General features: G+C 58.6%; 19 protein-coding genes and 2 pseudogenes. 19 read left to right on the top strand and 2 right to left on the bottom strand.

What is annotated here, in order from left to right:
- Window positions 1-54: 54 nt before the first annotated feature.
- The 17 genes and pseudogenes from JQ863_RS12320 to JQ863_RS12240 all read left to right on the top strand — a co-directional run.
- Window positions 55-450: pseudogene (locus JQ863_RS12320) on the top strand (efflux RND transporter permease subunit); the annotation flags it as partial.
- Window positions 451-652: 202 nt separating this feature from the next.
- Window positions 653-1,075, top strand: a pseudogene (locus tag JQ863_RS19460) (IS66 family transposase); the annotation flags it as partial.
- 123 nt (window positions 1,076-1,198) lie between these two features.
- Entirely contained in the window at window positions 1,199-2,410 is a 1,212-nt protein-coding gene (locus tag JQ863_RS12310; RefSeq protein ID WP_142494384.1) for a CaiB/BaiF CoA transferase family protein, read from the top strand.
- Window positions 2,407-3,573 carry an acyl-CoA dehydrogenase family protein gene (locus JQ863_RS12305; RefSeq protein WP_185959053.1) on the top strand — a complete coding sequence of 389 codons (1,167 nt, stop codon included), beginning with the start codon at window positions 2,407-2,409 and terminating at the stop codon, window positions 3,571-3,573. The genes JQ863_RS12310 and JQ863_RS12305 overlap by 4 nt, the downstream gene beginning before the upstream one ends.
- Window positions 3,574-3,677: 104 nt before the next feature.
- Entirely contained in the window at window positions 3,678-4,532 is an 855-nt protein-coding gene (locus tag JQ863_RS12300) for an SDR family oxidoreductase (protein ID WP_028284935.1), read from the top strand.
- Between the two features lie 37 nt (window positions 4,533-4,569).
- On the top strand, window positions 4,570-5,376 hold the full coding sequence (locus JQ863_RS12295) for an ABC transporter ATP-binding protein (RefSeq protein ID WP_036538081.1): 807 nt from the start codon (window positions 4,570-4,572) through the stop codon (window positions 5,374-5,376).
- On the top strand, window positions 5,369-7,288 hold the full coding sequence (locus JQ863_RS12290; protein ID WP_204114532.1) for an AMP-dependent synthetase/ligase: 1,920 nt from the start codon (window positions 5,369-5,371) through the stop codon (window positions 7,286-7,288). The genes JQ863_RS12295 and JQ863_RS12290 overlap by 8 nt, the downstream gene beginning before the upstream one ends.
- On the top strand, window positions 7,289-8,176 hold the full coding sequence (locus JQ863_RS12285; protein WP_142494382.1) for a branched-chain amino acid ABC transporter permease: 888 nt from the start codon (window positions 7,289-7,291) through the stop codon (window positions 8,174-8,176).
- A gap of 3 nt (window positions 8,177-8,179) precedes the next feature.
- The gene (locus JQ863_RS12280; RefSeq protein WP_028095207.1) at window positions 8,180-9,253 is read left to right on the top strand and encodes a branched-chain amino acid ABC transporter permease; all 1,074 of its coding nucleotides are present in this window, start codon (window positions 8,180-8,182) and stop codon (window positions 9,251-9,253) included.
- Between the two features lie 10 nt (window positions 9,254-9,263).
- Window positions 9,264-10,073, top strand: a complete 810-nt coding sequence (locus JQ863_RS12275) for an ABC transporter ATP-binding protein (RefSeq protein WP_043753147.1) — start codon at window positions 9,264-9,266, stop codon at window positions 10,071-10,073.
- A 33-nt stretch (window positions 10,074-10,106) separates the two neighbouring features.
- Window positions 10,107-11,345: an ABC transporter substrate-binding protein gene (locus JQ863_RS12270; RefSeq protein WP_407496257.1), complete on the top strand. Its 1,239-nt coding sequence runs from the start codon at window positions 10,107-10,109 to the stop codon at window positions 11,343-11,345.
- 97 nt (window positions 11,346-11,442) lie between these two features.
- A complete protein-coding gene (locus JQ863_RS12265; RefSeq protein ID WP_043753095.1) occupies window positions 11,443-12,693 on the top strand; it encodes an ABC transporter substrate-binding protein in 1,251 nt (416 codons plus the stop codon).
- A 79-nt stretch (window positions 12,694-12,772) separates the two neighbouring features.
- A complete protein-coding gene (locus JQ863_RS12260; protein WP_028284927.1) occupies window positions 12,773-13,549 on the top strand; it encodes an enoyl-CoA hydratase/isomerase family protein in 777 nt (258 codons plus the stop codon).
- An 11-nt stretch (window positions 13,550-13,560) separates the two neighbouring features.
- Window positions 13,561-14,343 (top strand): enoyl-CoA hydratase/isomerase family protein, encoded by a 783-nt coding sequence (locus tag JQ863_RS12255; RefSeq protein ID WP_142494381.1) that lies wholly within the window; start codon window positions 13,561-13,563, stop codon window positions 14,341-14,343.
- Window positions 14,344-14,385: 42 nt separating this feature from the next.
- Window positions 14,386-15,144, top strand: a complete 759-nt coding sequence (locus tag JQ863_RS12250) for an electron transfer flavoprotein subunit beta/FixA family protein (RefSeq protein WP_028284925.1) — start codon at window positions 14,386-14,388, stop codon at window positions 15,142-15,144.
- The gene (locus tag JQ863_RS12245; protein WP_142494380.1) at window positions 15,144-16,070 is read left to right on the top strand and encodes an electron transfer flavoprotein subunit alpha/FixB family protein; all 927 of its coding nucleotides are present in this window, start codon (window positions 15,144-15,146) and stop codon (window positions 16,068-16,070) included. Before JQ863_RS12250 ends, JQ863_RS12245 begins: the two co-directional genes overlap by 1 nt.
- A 207-nt stretch (window positions 16,071-16,277) precedes the next feature.
- Window positions 16,278-17,435, top strand: coding sequence for an acyl-CoA dehydrogenase family protein (locus JQ863_RS12240; RefSeq protein ID WP_081979662.1), 1,158 nt, complete (start codon window positions 16,278-16,280; stop codon window positions 17,433-17,435).
- A 21-nt stretch (window positions 17,436-17,456) separates the two neighbouring features.
- Here JQ863_RS12240 and JQ863_RS12235 read toward each other — a convergent pair whose 3' ends face one another.
- Both JQ863_RS12235 and JQ863_RS12230 read right to left on the bottom strand, forming a co-directional pair.
- Entirely contained in the window at window positions 17,457-18,623 is a 1,167-nt protein-coding gene (locus JQ863_RS12235; RefSeq protein WP_142494379.1) for a CaiB/BaiF CoA transferase family protein, read from the bottom strand.
- A gap of 30 nt (window positions 18,624-18,653) precedes the next feature.
- Entirely contained in the window at window positions 18,654-19,799 is a 1,146-nt protein-coding gene (locus JQ863_RS12230; RefSeq protein ID WP_142494378.1) for a CaiB/BaiF CoA transferase family protein, read from the bottom strand.
- A 104-nt stretch (window positions 19,800-19,903) separates the two neighbouring features.
- Here JQ863_RS12230 and JQ863_RS12225 point away from each other — a divergent pair, with 104 nt between their 5' ends.
- Both JQ863_RS12225 and JQ863_RS12220 read left to right on the top strand, forming a co-directional pair.
- Complete coding sequence (locus tag JQ863_RS12225; RefSeq protein WP_057796766.1) at window positions 19,904-20,281, top strand: Zn-ribbon domain-containing OB-fold protein; 378 nt, start codon at window positions 19,904-19,906, stop codon at window positions 20,279-20,281.
- A 3-nt stretch (window positions 20,282-20,284) separates the two neighbouring features.
- Window positions 20,285-21,436 carry a thiolase gene (locus JQ863_RS12220; RefSeq protein WP_142494377.1) on the top strand — a complete coding sequence of 384 codons (1,152 nt, stop codon included), beginning with the start codon at window positions 20,285-20,287 and terminating at the stop codon, window positions 21,434-21,436.
- Window positions 21,437-21,439: the final 3 nt, after the last annotated feature.

Genomic DNA, 21,439 nt, shown 5'->3' with positions numbered 1-21,439 from the left:
TTTTTGGACGCCGATCACCCCTCTACAGGGTCAATTTTGCATGCCGGTTCACAGATGGTTCTCGGTCTGCTGTTCACTGGGCTACCGTTCACGTTCACGGCGCTTCTCGGCTTCTTGTCCCTTTCCGGGATGCTGATGAAGAATGCCATTGTGCTGGTGGAAGAAATCGATCAGCAACGCGCCGAAGGTGTCGAGGACTATCAGGCGGTGATCGATGGCTCGGTCAGCCGTTTGAGGCCCGTCGTGCTGGCTGCGGGCACAACGATTTTCGGTATGATTCCGCTCTTACCAGACGCCTTCTTCGCATCGATGGCCGCGACGATCATGGGTGGCCTCGCGTTCGCCTCGATCCTGACGCTGGTCGCGGTTCCGGTATTTTATGCACTGTTCTTCCGGATCAAGCCGCCCAAAAAAGAAAACGCTACTTCAGGTTCCCCAGCGACAGCCTGAACGCAGATGCAGTTATAAGCGCTTCTCTGAGCGCCCTCGACCCATCTTAAGGACGGTGTAGGCATATTCCGCCGCCTCAAGCGCGCCTTCGAGAAAACCGCCGAATGTCGGAGCCACTTCGGTGCCGCCAAAGACGAGCGCTTCGTCCCGCAGGCCTGAAAGAACGCACGGCTGGCCATAATTCGTGAGGGCACGAAATACAGCGGAACTGCGGCTGGCAGCAGGCCAGGCGCACTCCCGCTCCATGGTCTAGGCCTTCAAGGCATGGACCGAGGCCCAACTGCTACGCATTCCCGGCAAGGGCGATCTCGCGAAGGCCTTCCGCTATGGTCTCAGCTGCTGGCCGTCATTCGAGCTCTTCCTTGGAGATGGCCGCGTCGGCATCGACGACAACACCGCCGAGCGCGTCATGCGCCCGATCAGCATCGGGCGAAAAAACTGGCTTTTTGCAGGCTCCGACAGCGGTGGCGAAACGCTGTCCCGGGCGATGTCTCTTGTCGAGACAGCCAAGATGAACGGCCTCGATCGGCAAGCCTGGCTGGCCGAAATCCTCGACCGCATCCACAATCACATGACCAACCCGCTCAACGAACCGCTTCCATGGAACTGGACGCCAATGAACTGATCCATGGTAACAACCGGGCGGTTACGTTTTCGGGGAGGTGATTACATTTGAATCTTGAGATCCGACTTCGCCTTTGCTAGGAATCGAACAACCATTAGAAAATTAGCAAAGTCGAAAGTGCAGATGTCTGGACCCCTTGATCAACTGAAGATTATAGAACTTGGTCACGTAATTGCCGGACCACTTGCGGCAGCTTTACTCTCGGATTTTGGTGCAGATGTCATCAAGATCGAAGCCCCCAACCGGACGGATATGATGCGCGACCTTGGACCCAAGGCAGAGGATGGGGTGGGCGTCTGGTGGAAGACTTTGGGCCGTAACAAGAAAACACTAGGTCTGGACTGGAAGTCCGACGAGGGCCGGGACATCCTGCGAAAGTTGGTCGAAGATGCCGACGTGCTGATCGAGAATTTCCGACCGGGTGTGCTGGAACGTGCCGGTGTTGGGCCAGACGTCTTGCACGATTGGAACCCGGACTTGGTTGTCTTGCGGGTTTCAGGTTACGGACAGGACGGTCCGATGCGCGACCTGCCAGCGTTTGGGCGTGCTGCGGAGGCCATGAGTGGATTAGCGCATCTGACCGGTTTTCCCGACGGGCCGCCGATGCACCCCGGCTTTCCGGCGGCTGACAGCACGACAGGGCTAATGGGCGCTTTGGGAATCATGATCGCGCTATTTGCTCGCGAAAAGGGGATAGCACGCGGTCAGGTCGTCGATATTGCAGTATTCGAGGCCCTGCTTCGGTTGATGGATTATCCTGTTCCCGCATTGACTGGCGCGAACCTCTCGCCGCGACGCAATGGGCTGCGCCAGCCGATGGACTTTGCTCCGGGGGGGATGTTCCGAACGTCCGATGGGGTGTGGCTGAGCGTTTCGGCAGGGAGCGCGGAAACCGCGCAGCGCCTGTTGCGGGCGGTCGGAGGCGATGCCCTCGCCGATGACCCGCGGTTCGCGACATTGGGCGAGATGTCGCGGCACATGACGGTGGTCTTTGACGCGATCAATGATTTCGTCACGCAGCACACGGCTAAGGAAGTGGAAGCGGTATTCGCCCGCCATGATGCGGTTGCCTCGCGTGTGTTGAGCGTCGAAGAGATCATGACGAACGAGCAGATACGCCATCGTGGGGACATCGTGTCGGTCGACGGCGAACAGACCCAGGTCATTGGTCCGGTCCCTCATCTCAGCGCGACGCCCGGTCAGCTTCGTTGGCTGGGACGACCGCCTAGCGCAGACAGCCAAAGCATTCTGCGTGATCTTGGTTTTAACGATGAGCGGATCGCTGCCCTATGTGAGGCTGGGCTCGTAAGATTGGAGGGAGGGCGCGCGCTATGACATTTCGATTGACCGCCGACCAACAAGAGATTCGCGACCAGATTCTGCGGATTTGCGCAGGGTTCGACGACGACTATTGGCTGGATCGGGATCGCAACGGTGGTTTTCCCCATGATCTGCACAGGGCAATGGCCGATGGCGGCTGGCTAGGTATCGCCATGCCAGAAGCTGTCGGCGGCGCGGGTCTGGGGATCACCGAGGCGACCATAATGATGCAGGCAATTGCCGAGTCGGGGGCCGGCGCAAGCGGAGCCTCGGCCATCCACATGAACATTTTCGGGCTCAACCCGGTGGTGAAGTTTGGGACCGATGAGCAGCGCGCGCGTATGCTTGGCCCTCTAATAGCAGGCGATGAAAAGGCCTGTTTCGCCGTAACCGAACCGACGACCGGGTTAGACACCACAAAGCTGAAGACCATGGCGGTGCGGCAGGGGGACAGATATGTCGTGCACGGACAAAAAGTCTGGATTTCTACCGCGCAGGTGGCGGACAAGATGTTGCTTCTGGCCAGAACAACGCGGCTAGAGGATGTGAGCAGCCCGACCGAAGGGCTGAGCCTGTTCTATACAGATCTCGACCGAAATTTCGTTGACGTGCGAGAGATCGAAAAGATGGGTCGAAAGGCTGTCGATTCGAACGAAGTCTTCATCGATGGATTGCCGATTCCGGCTGAGGACCTGATCGGGGAGGAGGGCAAAGGCTTTAGGCAAATTTTGCACGGGTTGAATCCCGAACGCATCCTGGTGGCCGGTGAATGCATCGGTATTGCGCGCAACGCACTGGCGCGAGCGGCGCATTATGCAAACGAACGTGTGATTTTTGACCGCCCGATCGGCCAAAATCAGGGTGTTCAGCATCCACTCGCCAAAGCCTGGGCGCGAGTGGAATCTGCCAATCTCATGGTGATGCACGCTGCAGCCCTCTACGATGCGGGAGAACCCTGCGGCGTCGAGGCGAACGCCGCCAAGCTTTTGGCCGCCGACGCCGCGGTCGAGGCGACCGAAGCCGCGCAAATTACGTTTGGCGGATTCGGATATGCTAAGGAATATCACGTGGAGCGACTGGTACGTGAAGCTCTGCTGTTCCGCATCGTACCGGTGACACCGCAGATGCTTCTGTCGTTCATAGCAGAAAAAGCCCTTGGACTTCCAAAGTCTTACTGATCGGAGATAACGGGCGGGGCTGGTGGGAAAAGTTGTCTTGACCAATTTTCTAACACCCGTTAGATTACTGGCAGCTGCCCCTAATGGGAATGGGAGGAGGCGTCATGAATAAGACGCAGTTTGGGTCTTCGAGGGAGGACCTATCAAAACGTGCAACCGTTTACGCAAGCGGTTTATTCACCGGCAAAGTCGTTGTGGTGACCGGGGCCGGAGGCGGATTGGGGCTGGCAATTGCGACCTTGTTCGCAAGGCTCGGGGCCAATCTGGCGATCAATGGACGCAACGAAGAGAAACTGGCTTTGGCCAAGGAGTTCCTTGAAAGTTTCGGGGGCGAAGTTTTCGCTGTGCCTATGACCATCCGGGAGCCTGAGCAGGTCGAGGATTTTGTCGCCAAGACGAACCAGGAGTTCGGGGCGATTGACGTATTGGTGAACAATGCTGGGGGTCAGTTTCCGCAAGCAGCGTTGGAGTTTAGTCCAAAGGGCTGGAATGCGGTCATAGACACCAACCTGAACGGCACGTGGTGGATGATGCAATCCACGGCGCGCCACTGGGTTGCCAACAAGCAATCGGGCTCCATCGTCAACATCGTGGCCGATATCTGGCGCGGCATGCCCGGCATCGCGCATACCTGTGCGGCCCGGGCAGGGGTAGTTTACCTGTCCAAGTCGGTTGCGGTGGAGTGGGCCCCGCACGGTATCCGAGTGAACTGCGTGGCGCCGGGTTGCTGCGAAAGCAACGGTTTCGGGAACTACCCTCCGGAGGGTTCTGCGACCTTTCAGGACTCCAACCCGATGCGGCACGCCGGGGACGAATGGGATGTCGCTGAAGGGGTTGTCTATATGGCGGCGAATTCAGGGAAATTCGTAACCGGAGAAGTTCTGAACATCGACGGTGGGCAGCAATTGTGGGGGGATCCATGGCCAACGGGGCGGCCGGACTACTTCCGGATTACCTGATGTTGGCCGTGAACCTTAGGGGGACAATGATATCTAGATGACGACTAAGATTAAAACAGCAATCGGAGCCGATGATGGGGCGATACTGGAGTGCAGCGGGGTCGAGCGACGGTTCGGCGGCATCGTCGCTGTCACCGGTGTGGACCTCGTCATTCGGCAGGGGGAAATCTTTGGACTTGTCGGCCCGAACGGCAGCGGCAAGACAACACTGACGAACGCAATTACCGGGTTCTACCCACCGAATGTGGGGACTGTCCGGTTGGCAGGAAAGGAAATCACGGGTACGGCACCTCACAAGGTTGCCAAGCTCGGCGTCGCCCGGACGTTCCAGAATCTTGCCTTGTTCAACGGGATGAGCGTTCTGGACAACATCCTGCTGGGGCGGCACATCCACATGAAACCGGGCGTTCTGCGCACCGCGCTTTACTGGTGGGCAGCACAGCGTGAAGAAATCGAAAACCGCAAGATCGTCGAAGAGGTGATCGAGTTTCTACAACTCGAGAGCATCCGGCATGAGTTGGTCGATGGCCTTCCGATCGGGTTGAAAAAACGGGTCGAGCTGGCGCGGGCATTGGTGGCCGAGCCACAGATGCTGATTCTCGATGAACCGATGGCCGGCATGAACCAGGAAGAGAAAGGGTATATGTCCCGTTTCATTCTGGATGCCCGTGCCGAACGCGGCGTCAGCGTTCTGCTGATCGAACACCATATGGATGTCATCACCGGCATTTGTGATCGGATGCTGGCCCTGAATTATGGTGAAATGATCGCCAGTGGCATCCCCAAGGAGGTTGTGAAGGACCCGCGGGTCATCGAGGCATATATCGGAGGGTCGCATGACTGATTTGACGAAGAAACAGTCTTCGGGCGGCGACACGATCGGCGCAATTCTGGCGCGGAACGCCTCGAAACACGGTTCGGAAATCGCGCTTCGCGAAAAAGAGCGTGGGATCTGGAAGGAAACCACATGGGCGGAATACGCCGAAGAGGTGCTGGCCTGCGCGGCCGGGCTTGAGAAAATCGGCGTAACACCGGGCAAGGCGGTGCTTATCCTGGGCGACAACCGGGCGCGGCTGTATGGCGGAATGCTGGCTATTTCGTTGCTGGGTGCCTATGCAATGCCTGCCTATCCCGGCGCGACGCTCGAAGAACTCCGGCACTTTCTTGGCGAAGTCGAAATCGTCGCGGCCATCGCCGAAGATCAGGAACAGGTTGACAAGATCCTGGAACTGAAGGACGCGGGCGCCGAGGGCATCGACCACATCATTTATGATGAAGCGCGCGGTCTTGGCTTCTACGAGGTTGAAGGACTGTTGTCCTGGGATCACCTGATCGAAGTTGGTCAGCACGATCTGAACGAAACCCCGGGCCTGCGTGAGGAACTGCTTAGTCGTGCGAAGCCGGAAGATCCGGCCATTTTTCTGCACTCCTCCGGAACGACGGGCGCGCCGAAGGGCATCGTACTGAGTCAGAAGAACGTTCTTGCTGCTGCTCGGAATGGACATGCGGCGGGTGCCTTCGACGAAAATGAGGAGATCCTCGCGTACTTGCCGATGGCCTGGGTGGGAGACTACGCCATAACCGTTGCCGCGGCACTCCTTTGGCGTTTCACCGTGAATGTGCCTGAGCGCCAGGAAACGGTCGTGCGCGACATGCGCGAGATCGCTCCGACATTCTATCTGGCGGCGCCAAGAAGCTGGGACCAGATGCTGACGACAATCCAGGTTGGTATCGAAAATTCGACCCCTTTAAAGAAGTGGCTGTACCATTTTTTCATGGATCGGGCCATCGCGGCGGAAACGCGCAAGCTGAATGGCAAAAGCGGCGGTGTTCTTGAGCCATTGGGCCGGCTTCTGGGCGAGGCGATTGTTTTCGGTCCGATCAAGGACCAGTTCGGGATGAGCCGCCTCAAGAATGCGTTCACCGGCGGTGAAGCGATCGGGGAAGACACCTTTGTGTTCTACCGCGCCCTGGGGATCAAGTTGCGTCAGCTCTACGGCCAGACCGAGAACAGCGCGATCAACGCGATTCAGGCTCCGGGCGAGGTCCGTCTTCATACGGTTGGCAAACCCGCGCCTGGCGTCGAGGTCAGCATTGCCGAAGACGGTGAGATCCTGGTGCGCTCGGACAGCGTGTTTAAAGGGTACTTCAACAAACCCGAAGCGACCGCCGAAGCCCTTGACGGCGGGTGGCTGCATACAGGTGATGCCGGCTATCTGGAGGACGACGGACACCTGGTTGTTCTGGGGCGTGTATCCGAGGTCATGCACACCGCCGACGGTGAACGTTACGTTCCAAACTACATCGAGAACCGGTTGAAATTCAGCCCGTATATCAAGGATGCGGCCGTGATTGGCGCCGGGCTGAAGGAACTGACGGCGATGGTCTGCGTGGATTTCGAGGCCGTGGGGCACTGGGCCGAAGTGAACGGCGTACCTTACGTGTCATATGCCGATCTTTCTCAGCGTGAAGAGGTCGCGACGTTGCTTCGCGAGGCCTTCCAACGGGTCAACAAGGCCGTCACCGAACCATTGCGCCTGCAACGCTTTGTCAGTCTGCCGAAAGAATTCGACCCGGACGATGGTGAAATCACGCGAACCCGAAAACTGCGGAGGAAGGTCGTTCAGGAACGCTATGCTGACGTGATCGCGGCGCTCTACGACGGTTCAAAAGAGGTCCATGTAAGCGCGCAGGTGACTTACGAGACCGGGGAAGTAGGGAAGGTCGAAAGAAGCCTTCCCATCAGGGAGGTATAAATGGACTGGGTCTTTCTATCAGAGCTTGCGATCAACGGAGCCTTGACGGGTCTGCTGTACTCGCTATTCGCCATCGGCCTCGTGCTGATTTACAAGGCATCTTCGGTGCCCAATCTGGCGCAGGGCGGGTTGACCATGGTCGGGGCCTATGTGGTCCTGGCGCTGGCACGCGACGTGGGTTTACCCTTGTGGCTGGCCATCCCTCTGGCTGCGGTTGTAATGTTAGGCCTTGGGTTCGGCATTGAGCGTGTTGCCCTGCGCCGTCTCGCAGGTCGGCCGGTTGTCATGATCTTGATGCTGACACTCGGCCTCGACATTTTCCTGCGGGGTACAACGCTTGCGATCTGGGGCGGGACGTCGCGTTCGATGGAACTGGGCGTCAGCTATGATCCGCTGTTCCTGGGCGACATCTTCATCAGCCGCATCCATCTGGTTGGTGCCGGTGTTGCGCTCGCCTTGTTTGTCGCATTCATGCTGTTTTTCCGAACCCGGACCGGGATCAAGTTGCGGGCGATCGCGGATGATTACATGGCTTCGTGGTCGGTCGGTATCGCGGTTGAGCGCGGCGTTGGGTTGTCCTGGGCATTGGCATCCGTTGTTGCCGTCGCCGCTGGCGTTATCTGGGGCGAGATTCAGGGTGTCGATCAGGCGCTGTCGCTGTTGCTTCTCAAAGGTCTGACGGTTGCCGTTCTCGGTGGTCTCGACAGTATCCTTGGCGCCGTGATCGCAGGCATCATCCTGGGCGTCGTCGAAAACGTTGGCGCTGATTTCCTCGATCCGCTTGTCGGAGGCGGAAGCCGTGAGCTTATCGTCGCTGCCGTGCTCATTCTTACCGTCATGATCCGTCCGCACGGGCTGTTCGGTCGTCACGACATCGAAAGGGTGTAAGGCATGTTTTACAGACTTTCTGGCGTCCATCACGCCAACTACGTTTCGGACAGCCGAATCTTCAAGGTGCCTGCTGACCGGAATCTGACAGCATTCATCTTCTTGATTGGCCTTGCCGCGCCATTCATCATCCCGTCGCTTTATCTGAACAGCTACATGCTTCCTTGGCTGATCTGGACGGCCGCCGCGCTTGGATTGAATCTGGTGACAGGTTGGGCAGGCCAACTTCACTTGGGTTATGCTGCAGTCATGGCCGTTGGAGCGTATTCGTCGATCCATGCCGCGCGTTTCGGGGTGCCGTGGGAATTCGCCCTTATCATCGGCGGATTGACGTCATCCGTGATCGGCAGCCTGTTCGCTTTTGCCGCTTTGCGGGTCAAGGGCCTCTATCTCGCTCTCACTACTCTCGCTATGCAATTCGTGATGGACTGGGTTCTGACCCACTCTCCGGCGATCTCGGGGGGCTCACACGCGTCGCTCCAGTCACCGACATTGGCGCTGCTCGGGCAAGAGATTACCACTGATACTGGCTTCTACTATGTCGCCTTCGGCTGGTGTGTGTTGGTGACGATCTTCATGCTTAATCTCAAGCGGACTGGACTCGGTCGCGCCTTGGTCGCTGTCCGGGAAAAAGACTTTGCGGCCGCGATCCTGGGTGTGAACAGTTTCTACTACAAAATCCTCGCATTCGCGACTTCTTCGTTCATCGCAGGCGTCAGCGGTGCGTTGCTTGTTGCCACCTTTTTCTTTCTCGCCGCACCCGAGCAATTCTCGGTTGCCGTTTCGATCCAGGTTCTTGCGATGGTGATTGTTGGCGGCCTTGGCAGCATTATCGGTTCCTATTTCGGTGTTGCCCTGATCCTTCTTGTTCCGGGTATCGTGAACGGTCTCGTCGTCACGTTGAGTGACGGGCTTGGCATGCAGATCGATGTTGAAACACTCGCTCACATCCCGAACGCAGTCTATGGCGCACTGATCGTCATTATCCTTCTGATCGAACCACTCGGTTTGGGAAAACTCTACGGCAACATCAGAGACTATCTGATGGTCTGGCCCTTCGATCAGTTCAAGAAATAGGGGAATGCCGATGCAAGAAAAAGTTGAAGCCCAGAACATTCTGTCCATGAACAGTGTCGAGGTGCTGTACGACAATGTAATGCTGGCGATCAAAGGTGTTTCGGTTCAGGTTCCAAAGGGCGAGATGATCGCACTTTTGGGTTCTAACGGAGCGGGAAAAAGCACCACGTTGAAAGCGATCAGCGGTCTTTTGAAAGCCGAGCGCGGACGCATCAGCCGAGGTGAGATAACGTTCCAGGGAACGGACATTACCGAAGCGCTCGCGCAAAAACGCGTCGAGATGGGCATCTGTCATGTCATCGAAGGGCGGCGGGTCTTCGAACACCTGACCCCCGACGAGAACCTGACCGCCGCCGCGCCACGCGGAATGTCCCGATCAACGCTGAATGCGGAAAAGGAAAAGATCTACGGATATTTTCCGCGGCTTGCCGAACGCAAAAATTCGCAAGCAGGCTATTTGTCGGGTGGTGAGCAACAGATGCTTGCCATTGGGCGGGCCCTCGTGACCCAGCCGAAGCTGTTGATGCTTGATGAACCAAGTCTCGGGCTTGCTCCGTTCCTGGTCGAGGAAATCTTCGGCATCCTGCAAAAGATCAATAAGGATGAGGGCCTGTCCGTCCTGCTGGTGGAACAGAACGCCTTGGCGGCTCTGGAAATCGTTTCGCAAGGGTACCTTATCGAAAACGGCCGCGTTGTTATGCACGGCACCGCCGAGGCGCTCAAATCTAACTCCGACATTCAGGAGTTCTATCTAGGCGGCGGAGAGACCGATTTTCACAACGTCAAGCACTACAGCCGACGCAAACGTTGGTTGAGTTGAGGTACTAATCAGAAGCTGTTCAGGGAGGAACAAATGAAGAAACTTACCAAAGCGTTGGCCGTATTATCAATGTTCGGCGGAGCAATGTTTGGCACCCAGGCGCTGGCCGAGCCATTCAAGATCGGCATCTGCTACGATCTCAGCAAAGCCTATACCTTTGCCACGCCGCAGGTTTCGCAGGCCGCGATGGACCTTGCCAAGCTCATCAACATGAAGGGCGGCATCGGTGGGGAACCGGTCGAAGTCATCGTGCGTGACCACGGGAACGAACCGCAGCGCGGAATCGAGTGCTACTCGAAACTCAGCCGCGAGGGCGTCTTTGTTTTCGATACCCTGTCCACTCCGGTGTCTCTGGCTATCCTGCCGCGGGCCATGGAAGACGGGCGTATCCTGATGCAGTCTCTTGTCGGGCGCGGCGATGCCGTTGATGGCACCGTCTTCGATTGGGTCTATCCGATCGGGCCGACCTATTGGGGACAGGCCGCCAACGATGTCGCCTACATCAAGCAATTGCATGACGGCGATCTGTCAGATGTGAAGGTCGGGTTTGTTTACTTCGATTATCCCTTCGGGCAGGAGCCGATCGAGATCCTGGAAACCCTGTCCGAGAAAGAGGGTTTCGAGCTTGAACTGTACCCCGTGCCACTGCCTGGCAGCGACCAGGCCGGCGTGTGGTCCAAGGTGCGCCGCGACAAGCCCGATCATGTGATCGTCTGGATGCTGGGCGGTGCCCATGTGGTTGCCTCGAAAGAGATGAAGCGCAATCGCATTCCGATGGACAAATACATCTCGGTCAACTGGCTGAACGAAGTCGATATCGCCAACATCGGTAAAGAGGCCGCCAAAGGTATCAAGCGCGGGACCAATGTCGTGGGCGGTCAGGATATTGCCCTGTATCAGGAAATCATGGCCGAGCTTTATGACAAGGGCGAGGGATCCGGCCCGATCGAGAAGACGCAGGACGTTTTCTACAACACCGGGCTGGCCATGTATTCGATCATGTTCGAAGCCGCGCGCAAGGCGGCGGAAGCCGAGGGGCTGCCGATCACTCCGACATCCTACAAGGCCGGACTGGAGTCGCTTGAGGGCTATGACGCGAACGGGCTGATGGCCCCCATTACGGTGACGGCCGAAGATCATGGCGGCGGGGGCAAGACCCGTATCGAAATGTGGGACGGAGAGACTTGGGTGCCGCAAACCGACTGGATCTCTGAGTACACGGACGTTGTGTGGGGTGTGGTTAAAGAGAGTTCCGCGAAATACGAGCAGTGAATGACTGATTGCAGGAAGTGTGACGCTACGCGGGGCGGCAGTGGCGCTTACGGAACGGTATCACCGCCCTACACTAAACCAACGGGAGATAGATAACATGAAAGTCAAACAGCACATTAAGGCAGTGGCCGTTGCTACTGCACTGGCAGCAAGCGCGACTGTTGCCTCAGCGCAGGACAAGGAGCCTATCCGCTTCGGACTCTGCTTCGACCTTAGTAAATCCTACACGTTCATTTCACCGCAGGTGGCCCAGGCCGCGCAGGACCTGGCGATGTACACCAACGAAAATGGCGGTATCGAAGGTCATCCGGTTGAAGTCATCATTCGCGATCACGGCAACGAACCGCAGCGCGGTGTGGAATGCTACGAGCAGCTCAAGCGCGAAGGCGTGTTCCTGTTCAACTTTCTGTCCACGCCGGTCACGAACGCGGTTTTGCCGCGTGCCATGAAGGACGGTAACGTACTGATGCAGTCTTTCGTTGGCCGCGGTGACGCGGTGGACGGCGAAGTGTTCGAATGGGTTTTCCCGGTCGGTCCGACGTACTGGCAGCAGGCGGCAAATGACGTTGCCTTCATCAAGGGTCAGATGGGCGGTGACTTGAGCAAGGCGAAGATCGGGTTCATCTATCTGGATTATCCCTTTGGCCAGGAACCGATCGAGATCCTGAAAACGCTTTCCGAAAAGGAAGGGTTCGAGTTGGAGCTGTATCCCGTACCCCTTCCCGGGTCGGATCAGGCCGGCGCATGGAGCAAAATCCGCCGCGACAAGCCTGACTACGTGATCAGCTGGCTGCTGGCGGGCGGGCATGTGGTCGCCTCGAAGGAAATGCGCCGCAACCGTTTCCCGATCGACCGCTATCTGTCGGTGAACTGGCTGAACGAAGTCGATATCGCCAATATCGGCGCACAAGAGGCGAAAGGCATCCTGCGCGGGACCAACGTGGCCGGTGGCCAGGAAGTTCCGATCGTCAAGACGATGCTGGACACCTACTATGCCAATGGCAAGGGCAGCGGTCCCGAGAGCCTGGTGCGCGACGTGTACTACAACACGGGCATGGCGATCTACTCGGCCGGTTTCGAAGCCGCGCGGATCGCAATTACTGAAAACGGTTGGCCGATCACACCGGAAAGCATGAAGAATGCCTATGAATCGATCGAGAACTTCGATGGAAACGGCATCATGGCCCCGGTTACAGTGACCGACAAAGACCACGGTGGTGGCGGCAAGACCCGGGTCGAGCAGTGGAATGGCGAAACCTGGGTTCCGCTGACCGACTGGAGCGCCGACTATCTTGACGTTGTTTGGGATGTCATCAAGCACAGCTCCGCGACGTTCACCGTCGAATAAGACAGAGCTTCCCCGCGGCAGACATGTCGCGGGGAAGCTTTCCGCAGTTAGATTGTCCCGAGAAAGCGAAGCAGGTATCATGAGCCCCATTGACGTGAAGATCGAAGACGGAATTGCGACCGTCTGTATCAACCGGCCCGAACGTAAAAACGCGCTTTCCGTGGCGGCGACGAACGGGCTGACCGACGCTTGGGAGAAGATCGAGGCGGATGACAGCGTTCGTGTGGCCATTCTGACTTCTGCCGATTGCGGCGTTTTCAGCGCCGGACTGGATCTGAAGGAAGCCACACAAATCGCACGCGACGAGGGTGTCGATATTCTGACCAAGATGCGCGACCCGTTTCACGAGACCATGCGCGCCTGCAAGAAACCGATCATCGCGGCGATGACAGGGTCGCTGATGGCGGGCGGCATGATGCTGACCTTGAATTGCGATCTGCGGGTCGGTCTCAAGGGGACCAAGGTCGGTATCACCGAAGTAAAGATCGGTCGTGGATCGCCCTGGGCATCGCCGGCACTGTCCATGCTACCGCAGCCCATCCTTATGGAAATCGTTCTGACCGGCGACTTGATGCCGATCGAGCGCCTGCACGAATACGGGTTCACCAACTATATCGAAGACACTCCCGATGCTGTCCGCGCAAGGGCATTTGACCTTGCCAAACGCATTGCCAGCGCGGCCCCGCTGTCGGTTGTTGCCGCGAAAGGCGGCGTTCGCGCGACCATGGACCTGGGCTGTGCGGGTGGCCTGAAAGAGGGCAAGCGCCTTCACGAGGTGGTTTACGCCAGCAACGACGCGATTGAAGGCCCAAAGGCCTTTGCTGAAAAGCGAGCACCCGTCTGGACCGGGACCTGATGGAGACTTGAATGACTGAGCTTATTCGCCTGGACAGGGAAGGCCCTGTCGGAATCCTGCGTTTTCTTCAGCCGACAAAACGCAACCCTTACAGCATCGGGTTCGTCGAAGAACTGGTGGCGCTTCTGCGCGAAGCCGAACGGGACGCTACGATCCGTGTCGTTGTTATGACCGGTGGCAATCATTTCAGCAGCGGCGGCGATCTTGTCGGGTTTCAGTCCGAGATCGCCAAAGGCGCGCGGGCGACGTCGGAAATGGTGGACCTGGTTCACGATGGCGGACGCGCGGCCTATCTGTTTCGCAAACCTCTGATTTCCGCGGTATGCGGCGTGGCTTTTGGCGCGGGCCTCAGCCTGGCCTTGTCGGCGGACATTGTCGTTGCCGCCGAAGATGCCCGGCTGTGCGAAGTATTTGCACGCGTCGGCGGTTGTCCCGACACGGGATCAAGCTGGCTGCTTCACCAGCGCGCCGGTGCGGGCGTTGCCCGGATGCTTGTGCTCACGGGCCGTGAAATCGACGGGCGCACCGCCAGGGACCTGCGCGTTGTCGAAGAATGCGTGCCGGCCAACCAGGTCGAGGTACGGGCGCTGGAAATTGCCCGCGAGATTGCAACGCACCCGATGTTTGGCGTTCAGACCGCCAAGCGTGTGATGCGCGCCGCAGCCGAGTGCAGCTATCTCGAGGCGCTGGATATCGAGCGCGATGCCCAAAGCGTTTTGCTGTGCGCGCATGACTTTCCCGAGGCCATGAAAGCGTTTTCGGAAAAAAGAACTCCAGAATTCAAAGACCGTTAGCTCGGTTGAAACCTTATCGCAAAACTCAAGGAGACCACGCCAATGAAGGTACTCGTGCCTGTGAAACGCGTGATCGACTACAACGTGAAGGTTCGTGTCAAAGCGGACGGAAGCGGTGTCGATCTGGCCAACGTTAAGATGTCGATGAACCCTTTCGACGAAATCGCCGTCGAAGAGGCGATACGCCTGAAAGAGGCCGGCAAGGCCGAAGAGGTGGTCGCGGTATCCATCGGCGTCAAACAGGCGCAGGAAACCCTGCGCACCGCACTGGCCATGGGTGCCGACCGCGCCATCCTGGTCGTTGCAGCGGATGACGTGCACCATGATATCGAGCCGCTGGCAGTGGCCAAAATCCTTGCCAAGGTCGTGGAAGAGGAACAGCCTGGTCTGATTCTCTGCGGCAAGCAGGCGATCGACAACGACATGAATGCCACCGGCCAGATGCTGTCAGCCCTGCTGGGCTGGTCGCAGGGTACCTTTGCCTCGGAACTGGACATCGACGGTGACAGTGCCGTCGTGACCCGCGAAGTTGACGGCGGCCTGCAGACCATCAAGGTCAAGATGCCCGCGATCGTCACCGTGGACCTGCGCCTGAACGAGCCGCGCTATGCGTCGCTGCCCAACATTATGAAGGCCAAGAAAAAGCCGCTGGATGAGAAGACCGCCGATGATTACGGCGTTGATGTCACGCCGCGTCTGGAAATCGTCAAAACCTCCGAGCCCGTGGCACGCGCGGCCGGTATCATGGTCGGCTCGGTGGACGAGCTGGTCGCAAAACTCAAAGAAGCGGGGGCTGTATAATGGCTGTTCTTCTTCTCGCAGAAGTGACCGATGGTGAACTGGCAATCGACGCAACCGCCAAGGCCGTGACCGCGGCCAAGGCCCTAGGCGATGTGACCGTTCTGTGCGCGGGCGCCTCTGCTGCTGCCGCAGGCGACGCCGCCGCCAAGATCGACGGTGTGACCAAGGTTCTGGTCGCCGAAGACGCATCGCTGGGTCACCGCCTGGCCGAACCGACCGCCGCGCTGATCGCATCGCTGGCCGGTGATTATGAACATATCGTCGCCCCGGCCACCACGGACGCCAAGAACGTCATGCCGCGCGTTGCCGCGCTGCTGGACGTGATGGTCCTGTCGGACGTGTCCGGCGTTGTCGATGGCAAAACGTTCGAGCGCCCGATCTATGCCGGGAACGCGATTCAAACCGTCAAATCGTCGGATGCGAAAAAGGTCATCACCTTCCGCACCTCGACCTTTGATGCCGCTGGCGAAGGCGGGTCTGCCTCGGTCGAAAGCATCGGTGCCGGGGACAACCCCGGCCTGTCGGAATGGGTCGAGGACAAGGTCGCCGCATCGGATCGTCCCGAACTGACCTCGGCCGGTGTGGTCGTGTCCGGTGGGCGCGGCGTCGGCTCCGAAGAGAACTTTGCCCTGATCGAGAAACTGGCCGACAAGCTGGGCGCCGCCGTTGGCGCATCCCGCGCCGCCGTCGACTCGGGCTTTGCACCGAACGACTGGCAGGTTGGCCAGACCGGCAAGGTGGTCGCGCCTGACCTGTATATCGCTGTTGGCATCTCGGGTGCGATCCAACACCTGGCCGGCATGAAGGACAGCAAGATCATCGTTGCGATCAACAAGGACGAAGAAGCCCCGATCTTCCAGGTTGCCGATTACGGTCTGGTTGCCGACCTGTTCGACGCCGTGCCCGAACTGACCGACAGGCTGTAAGTCATTGCGAAAAAATTACAAAAAGGCCCGCCTGTTTTGGCGGGCCTTTTTTGTACGAGCCGAATGGGCGGCGCGTGATTAGATAAATCCGGATGCGCACGGTCCGAAGCCTTGTGACGCCCCGTCAGAACGCCTCGGGTTCATTGCCAGGAAATAAAACACTTGTTAGATTTCTTCAATGCAAGCATGAACCGATAGGAATAAAACATGTCTCTGATCAAGAACTCCCCGAGTTGGGCAGTGGATGAACACAAGATGTTCGCCGATAGTACACGCAGGCTTTTCGATGCAGAGATGGCTCCGAAGATTGAAAAATGGGCGGAGCAGGGAATTGTTGACCGCGACTTCTGGAAAACAGTCGGTCAGCAGGGTGTCATGGGTGGCTCGATTGCCGAAGAATATGGTGGGTTCGGTGGCGGCATCGGGTTCGACGCGATTACCGTCTACGAGCAGGGGCGCACCGGTGATACGGGTTGGGGCTATGGGATTCAGTCCATCGTAATCCATTATCTCAACGCATATGGCAGTGAGGAACAGAAGAAAAAGTGGTTGCCGAAACTGGTCAGCGGCGACAGCGTTGCGGCGATTGCCATGACCGAGCCTGGAACGGGCTCTGACCTCCAGAACGTACAAACCTATGCGGAAAAGGATGGCAACCACTACAAGATCAACGGTTCGAAGATCTTTATCACAAACGGGCACACGGCGGATCTCGTTGTTATCGTGGCAAAGACCGATCGCAACGCCGGCGCCAAGGGCGTTTCGTTGATCGTTCTGGAAACCGAGGGCGCCGAGGGCTTTCGCCGGGGACGGAACCTGAAGAAACTGGGTATGAAAGGTTCGGATACTGCTGAGCTGTTCTTCGAGGATGTGCGCGTGCCCACGGCGAACCTGCTTGGTCCGGAAGAGGGGCAGGGGTTCTACCAGCTGATGAAGCAGCTGCCTTGGGAGCGGCTGATGATCGGCATTACCGCGCTCGGTTTTATTGATTTTGCGATCGATGAAACGGTGAAATATGTTCAGGACCGCAAGGCATTTGGAAGCCGGATCATGGACTTCCAGAATACACGCTTCAAACTGGCGGAATGCAAAACCAAGGCCGAATTGCTACGCTCCTTCGTAAATGACGGGCTCGCGCGTCTTGAAGCGGGCGAACTTGATGCGGCCACGGCTTCGATGGCGAAATGGTGGGGCAGCCAGACGCAGAACGAGGTCATGCATGAATGCCTGCAACTGCACGGCGGTTACGGTTTCATGATGGAATACCCCATCGCGCGACTTTATGCCGACAGCAGGGTCCAGATGATCTATGGCGGCACCAACGAGATCATGAAGGAACTGATCGCACGCTCGATGGATGTTTGATCCGTCCGGTGCCGGGTGGGGCTACTCCCTGCCCGGCCCCAGAATTTCGTCGCTGTGTTCCCCAAGTCGCGGGGCCGGGCGATGATCATGTCGCGCAGGGGTCGCCGAAAAGCGAACCGGCGGGCGTGTCGTCCAGATCGCACCTTCGGTCGGGTGATCAATCCGTTGAAAGAACCCGGTTGCGGCAAGATGGGGATCGTTCGGTAAATCTGACAGGTTGCGCACTGGCATGGCGGGTATGTCGGCCTGCTCCATGAGGTCAAGCCACTCATCTGTGGTCCGGGTCAGCGCAATGTGCGCCACCATATCGTATACTGCGCCGATGTTGCGGCTACGGGCGTCCATGTCCGTGACCCAGACATGGTCGATCATGTCATTGCGCCCAACCGTCTTGAAAAACCGCGCCCATTGTACGTTGGTGTAAGGCAGAATTGTGATGTAGCCATCTGCGGTCTGAACCGGACGCCGGTGCGGAACCAGCATGCGGGCATAGCCGAAATCCTGCGGAGCCTCCTCGAAGGTGGCGCCATCCATATGTTCGGCCAGCAGGAAGGCGGCCAGCGTCTCAAACATCGGAACTTCGACATGCTGGGCCTGTCCCGTACGCTCGCGGTGGAACAGGGCGCCCATCACGGCATAGGCGGCGGTGACCCCGCCAAGCTTGTCGGCCAGAATTGTCGGGGCATAAGCGGGCGGTGCCTCGGGGTCGCGCAAGGTTGCCAGGCTGGCCAATCCCGACACCGACTGGACGGAATCGTCGAATGCTGGCTTGGCGGCATAGGGCCCGTCCTGTCCGAAACCGGTGGCGGATACCGTGATCAGGTTCGGGTTTTCCTGGCGCAGGGTTTCGGGTTCCAAAGACAATCTGGCAAGCGCCGCAGGCCGGATGCTCGAAATCATCACATCGGCATCGATGAGCAGTTTGCGCAACTGATCGAGACCGGTTTGTGTTTTGAGGTCGAGTACGACACTGCGCTTGTTACGGTTGGCCCCCAGAAAAGCGGCACCCATCAGCTTGTTGCGCGATGGCTGGACCTGGCGAAGAAGATCGCCCTCGGGGCCTTCCACCTTGATCACATCGGCCCCCAGATCGCCCAGCATCTGCGTCGCCAAAGGTCCGAAAACTACAGAAGTCAGATCGACGATCTTCACGTCTTGAAGGATCGCCGGATTGTTCTCATCGGTCATTTGATTGTCCACTTAGTTGCCTACCGTTTTTTATGAACGACGGCCGAACTCGGCGCGAAGGGCCTTGCCTTGCGCATCGAAGGCCGGGCAGGGGCCCAGTGCCGTTTCGCCGAGGCTGCGCCGGATCGGGGGGGTCGGGACGTTGATTTCACCGGAAGGCGTGCGAATTACGGACCGGTCGAGCTGGGGGTGACCGGACAGGGTCGCCACGTCGTTCACCGCGCCCGAGGCAATGCCCGCAGCGTCAAGCCGCTTCAGCATCTCGGCGCGGTCATGCGAGGCGAACACGGCCTTGATGAGAACTTCGAGCGCGGGTTTGTTTTCAATTCGCGACGTGTTGTCATGGAACCGGGGGTCGGTTGCCAAAGCCGCATCGCCCAGTATGTGTTCACAGAACCGTTGCCATTCGCCGTTGTGTTGCACGGTAATGACGACAAGCTGACCGTCCTTGCATTCATAGGCCCCGTACGGGCAAATGACCGTGTGGTTCAGTCCGACACGAGGTGTCGGCTTGCCAAGGTAATCGTGATACAGCAGTGGAACCGACATCCAGTCGGCCATCACATCAAACATTGCCACGGAAACGCCGCTGCCCTTGCCGGTGCGATCACGCCCGACAAGTGCTTCGCAGATTCCAGCATGGGCTGTCATACCGGTGGCGATATCGCAGACCGACACGCCCACCCGTCCTGGTCCGTCGGGTGTACCGGTCACTGATGCCAGACCGCTCTCGCATTGCACCAGAAGGTCATAGGCCTTGGCGTTGCGCATCGGGCCGTCTTCGCCATATCCGGTGATGTCGCAGGTCACTAGACGCGGGAAGCTCTCTCGCAGACTCGCGGAATCGAGCCCCAGCTTGGCCAGCGCGCCCGGCAGCAGGTTCTGAATAAACACATCTGCGTTTTCCAGCATCCTGAGCAGGATTTCACGGTCTTCGTCGGCTTTAATGTCCAAGGCGACCGATTCTTTGCCTCGGTTCAGCCATGTGAAATAGGCGCTTTCACCGTTGGCGGCGGTATCGTAGGCGCGGGCGAAATCGCCTGCGCCCTTGCGTTCGATCTTGATCACGCGCGCGCCGGCGTCGGCCAGCCGCGAGGAGCAAAAAGGCGCGGCGACTGCCTGTTCCAACGCAACGACGAGTTTGCCGGAAAGGGGGGCTAAGTCTGAACCTGACATGAGTTTCTCTCAATTGATCCTGAAAGGTTGACTAAATCTAACAATTGTTAGAAAGATTATCAATACGCTTAAACAAAGACTGGGTCGCTTGAAGGAGAACGCCAATGCAGGATGCCAAAGGACCAGACCAGCTTTTCCAACGCGCGCTGGCAGAGGGAGAGATCCTGCTGCCCAAGTGCGACGACTGCGGGGCCTATCACTTTTTCCCGCGAGTCCTGTGTCCACATTGTCATGGCACCGCGATTTCGTGGAAGCAGGCCGGCGGCAAGGGACGGGTCCACACCACAACAGTCGTGCGCCGAAAGCCCGAACGGGGCGGCGACTACAACGTATGCGTCGTCGAGCTGGACGAGGGTGTCCGGATGATGAGCCGGGTCGAGGGCATTGCCCCGGGTGAGGTCGTCATCGACATGCCTGTAACCGCATTCGTGGGCGAGGCCGAGGGTGTTCCGGCCGTGCTTTTCAAACCGTCGGAGGGATAGGCCATGACCACTGAACTTCGGGGGAAATCCGCCATCGTGGGAACCGGTCATGCCGGTCTCGGAGAAGCCCATGGCCTGACGGCCTATGATGTCATGGCGCAATCTGCGCTTGCGGCGCTTGGCGATGCCGGGCTGAAACTGTCCGACGTCGACGGGCTGTTTTGCACCATGATGGAAGACAGCATGCCGGCGCTTATGGCGGCGGAGTATCTGGGCATCCAGCCCCGTTTCATTGATGGCACGATGTCGGGCGGTTCGTCCTTCGTAAACTACCTGACGTCCGCGACCATGGCGCTGGACGCCGGTCTGTGTGATGTCGCGCTGATTGTTTATGGCTCCAACCAGCGCACCGCGTCGGGCAGACTGGTGACCGCTTCACGTCCGCCGGCCTACGAGGCGCCGTATAATCCGCGCTATCCGATCTCGGCCTATGCGATGGCGGCGGCGCGGCACATGCATGAATATGGTACCACCCGCGAACAGCTGGCCGACGTGGCCGTTGCCGCGCGGGCCTGGGCGCAGCGCAACCCCGAAGCGTTCGAGCGCGGCCCGCTGACCCGCGAGGACGTGTTGGGTTCGCGCATGGTGGGCGATCCATTGACCGTGCGCGACTGTTGTCTTGTCACCGACGGTGGCGGCGCGATCGTAATGGTCCGCGCGGACCGCGCCCGGGATTTCCCGAAGGCACCTGCCTATGTGCTGGGCAGTGCTGCGGCAAGCTCGCACCGGCAGATTTCCCAGATGAAGGATTTCACCGTGACCGCGGCCCGCGACTCGGGCGCGCGCGCCTTTGCGGCGGCCGGAGTGACCCCTGCGGATATCCAGGCGGTCGAGCTCTATGATGCCTTCACCATCAACACGATTTTGTTTCTCGAAGATCTTGGGTTCTGCGCGAAGGGCGAGGGAGGGGCCTTTGTCGAGGGCGGACGCATCGCGCCTGGCGGCGTGTTGCCGGTGAACACGAATGGCGGCGGCCTGTCCTGCGTGCACCCCGGGATGTACGGCATCTTCACAGTGATCGAGGCTGCCCGTCAGATCCGTGGCGACGCGCCGGGCATTCAGTTGAAGGATATTGATCTGGCGCTGGCGCATGGCAATGGCGGTGTGCTGTCCAGCCAGGTCACGGCAATACTGGGGTCACGAAACACGCTCTGACGG

The sequence above is a fragment of the Shimia biformata genome (assembly GCF_016888515.1).
Taxonomy (GTDB): Bacteria; Pseudomonadota; Alphaproteobacteria; order Rhodobacterales; family Rhodobacteraceae; genus Shimia_A; species Shimia_A biformata.
This window is presented reverse-complemented; position numbering and strand designations above follow the sequence as displayed.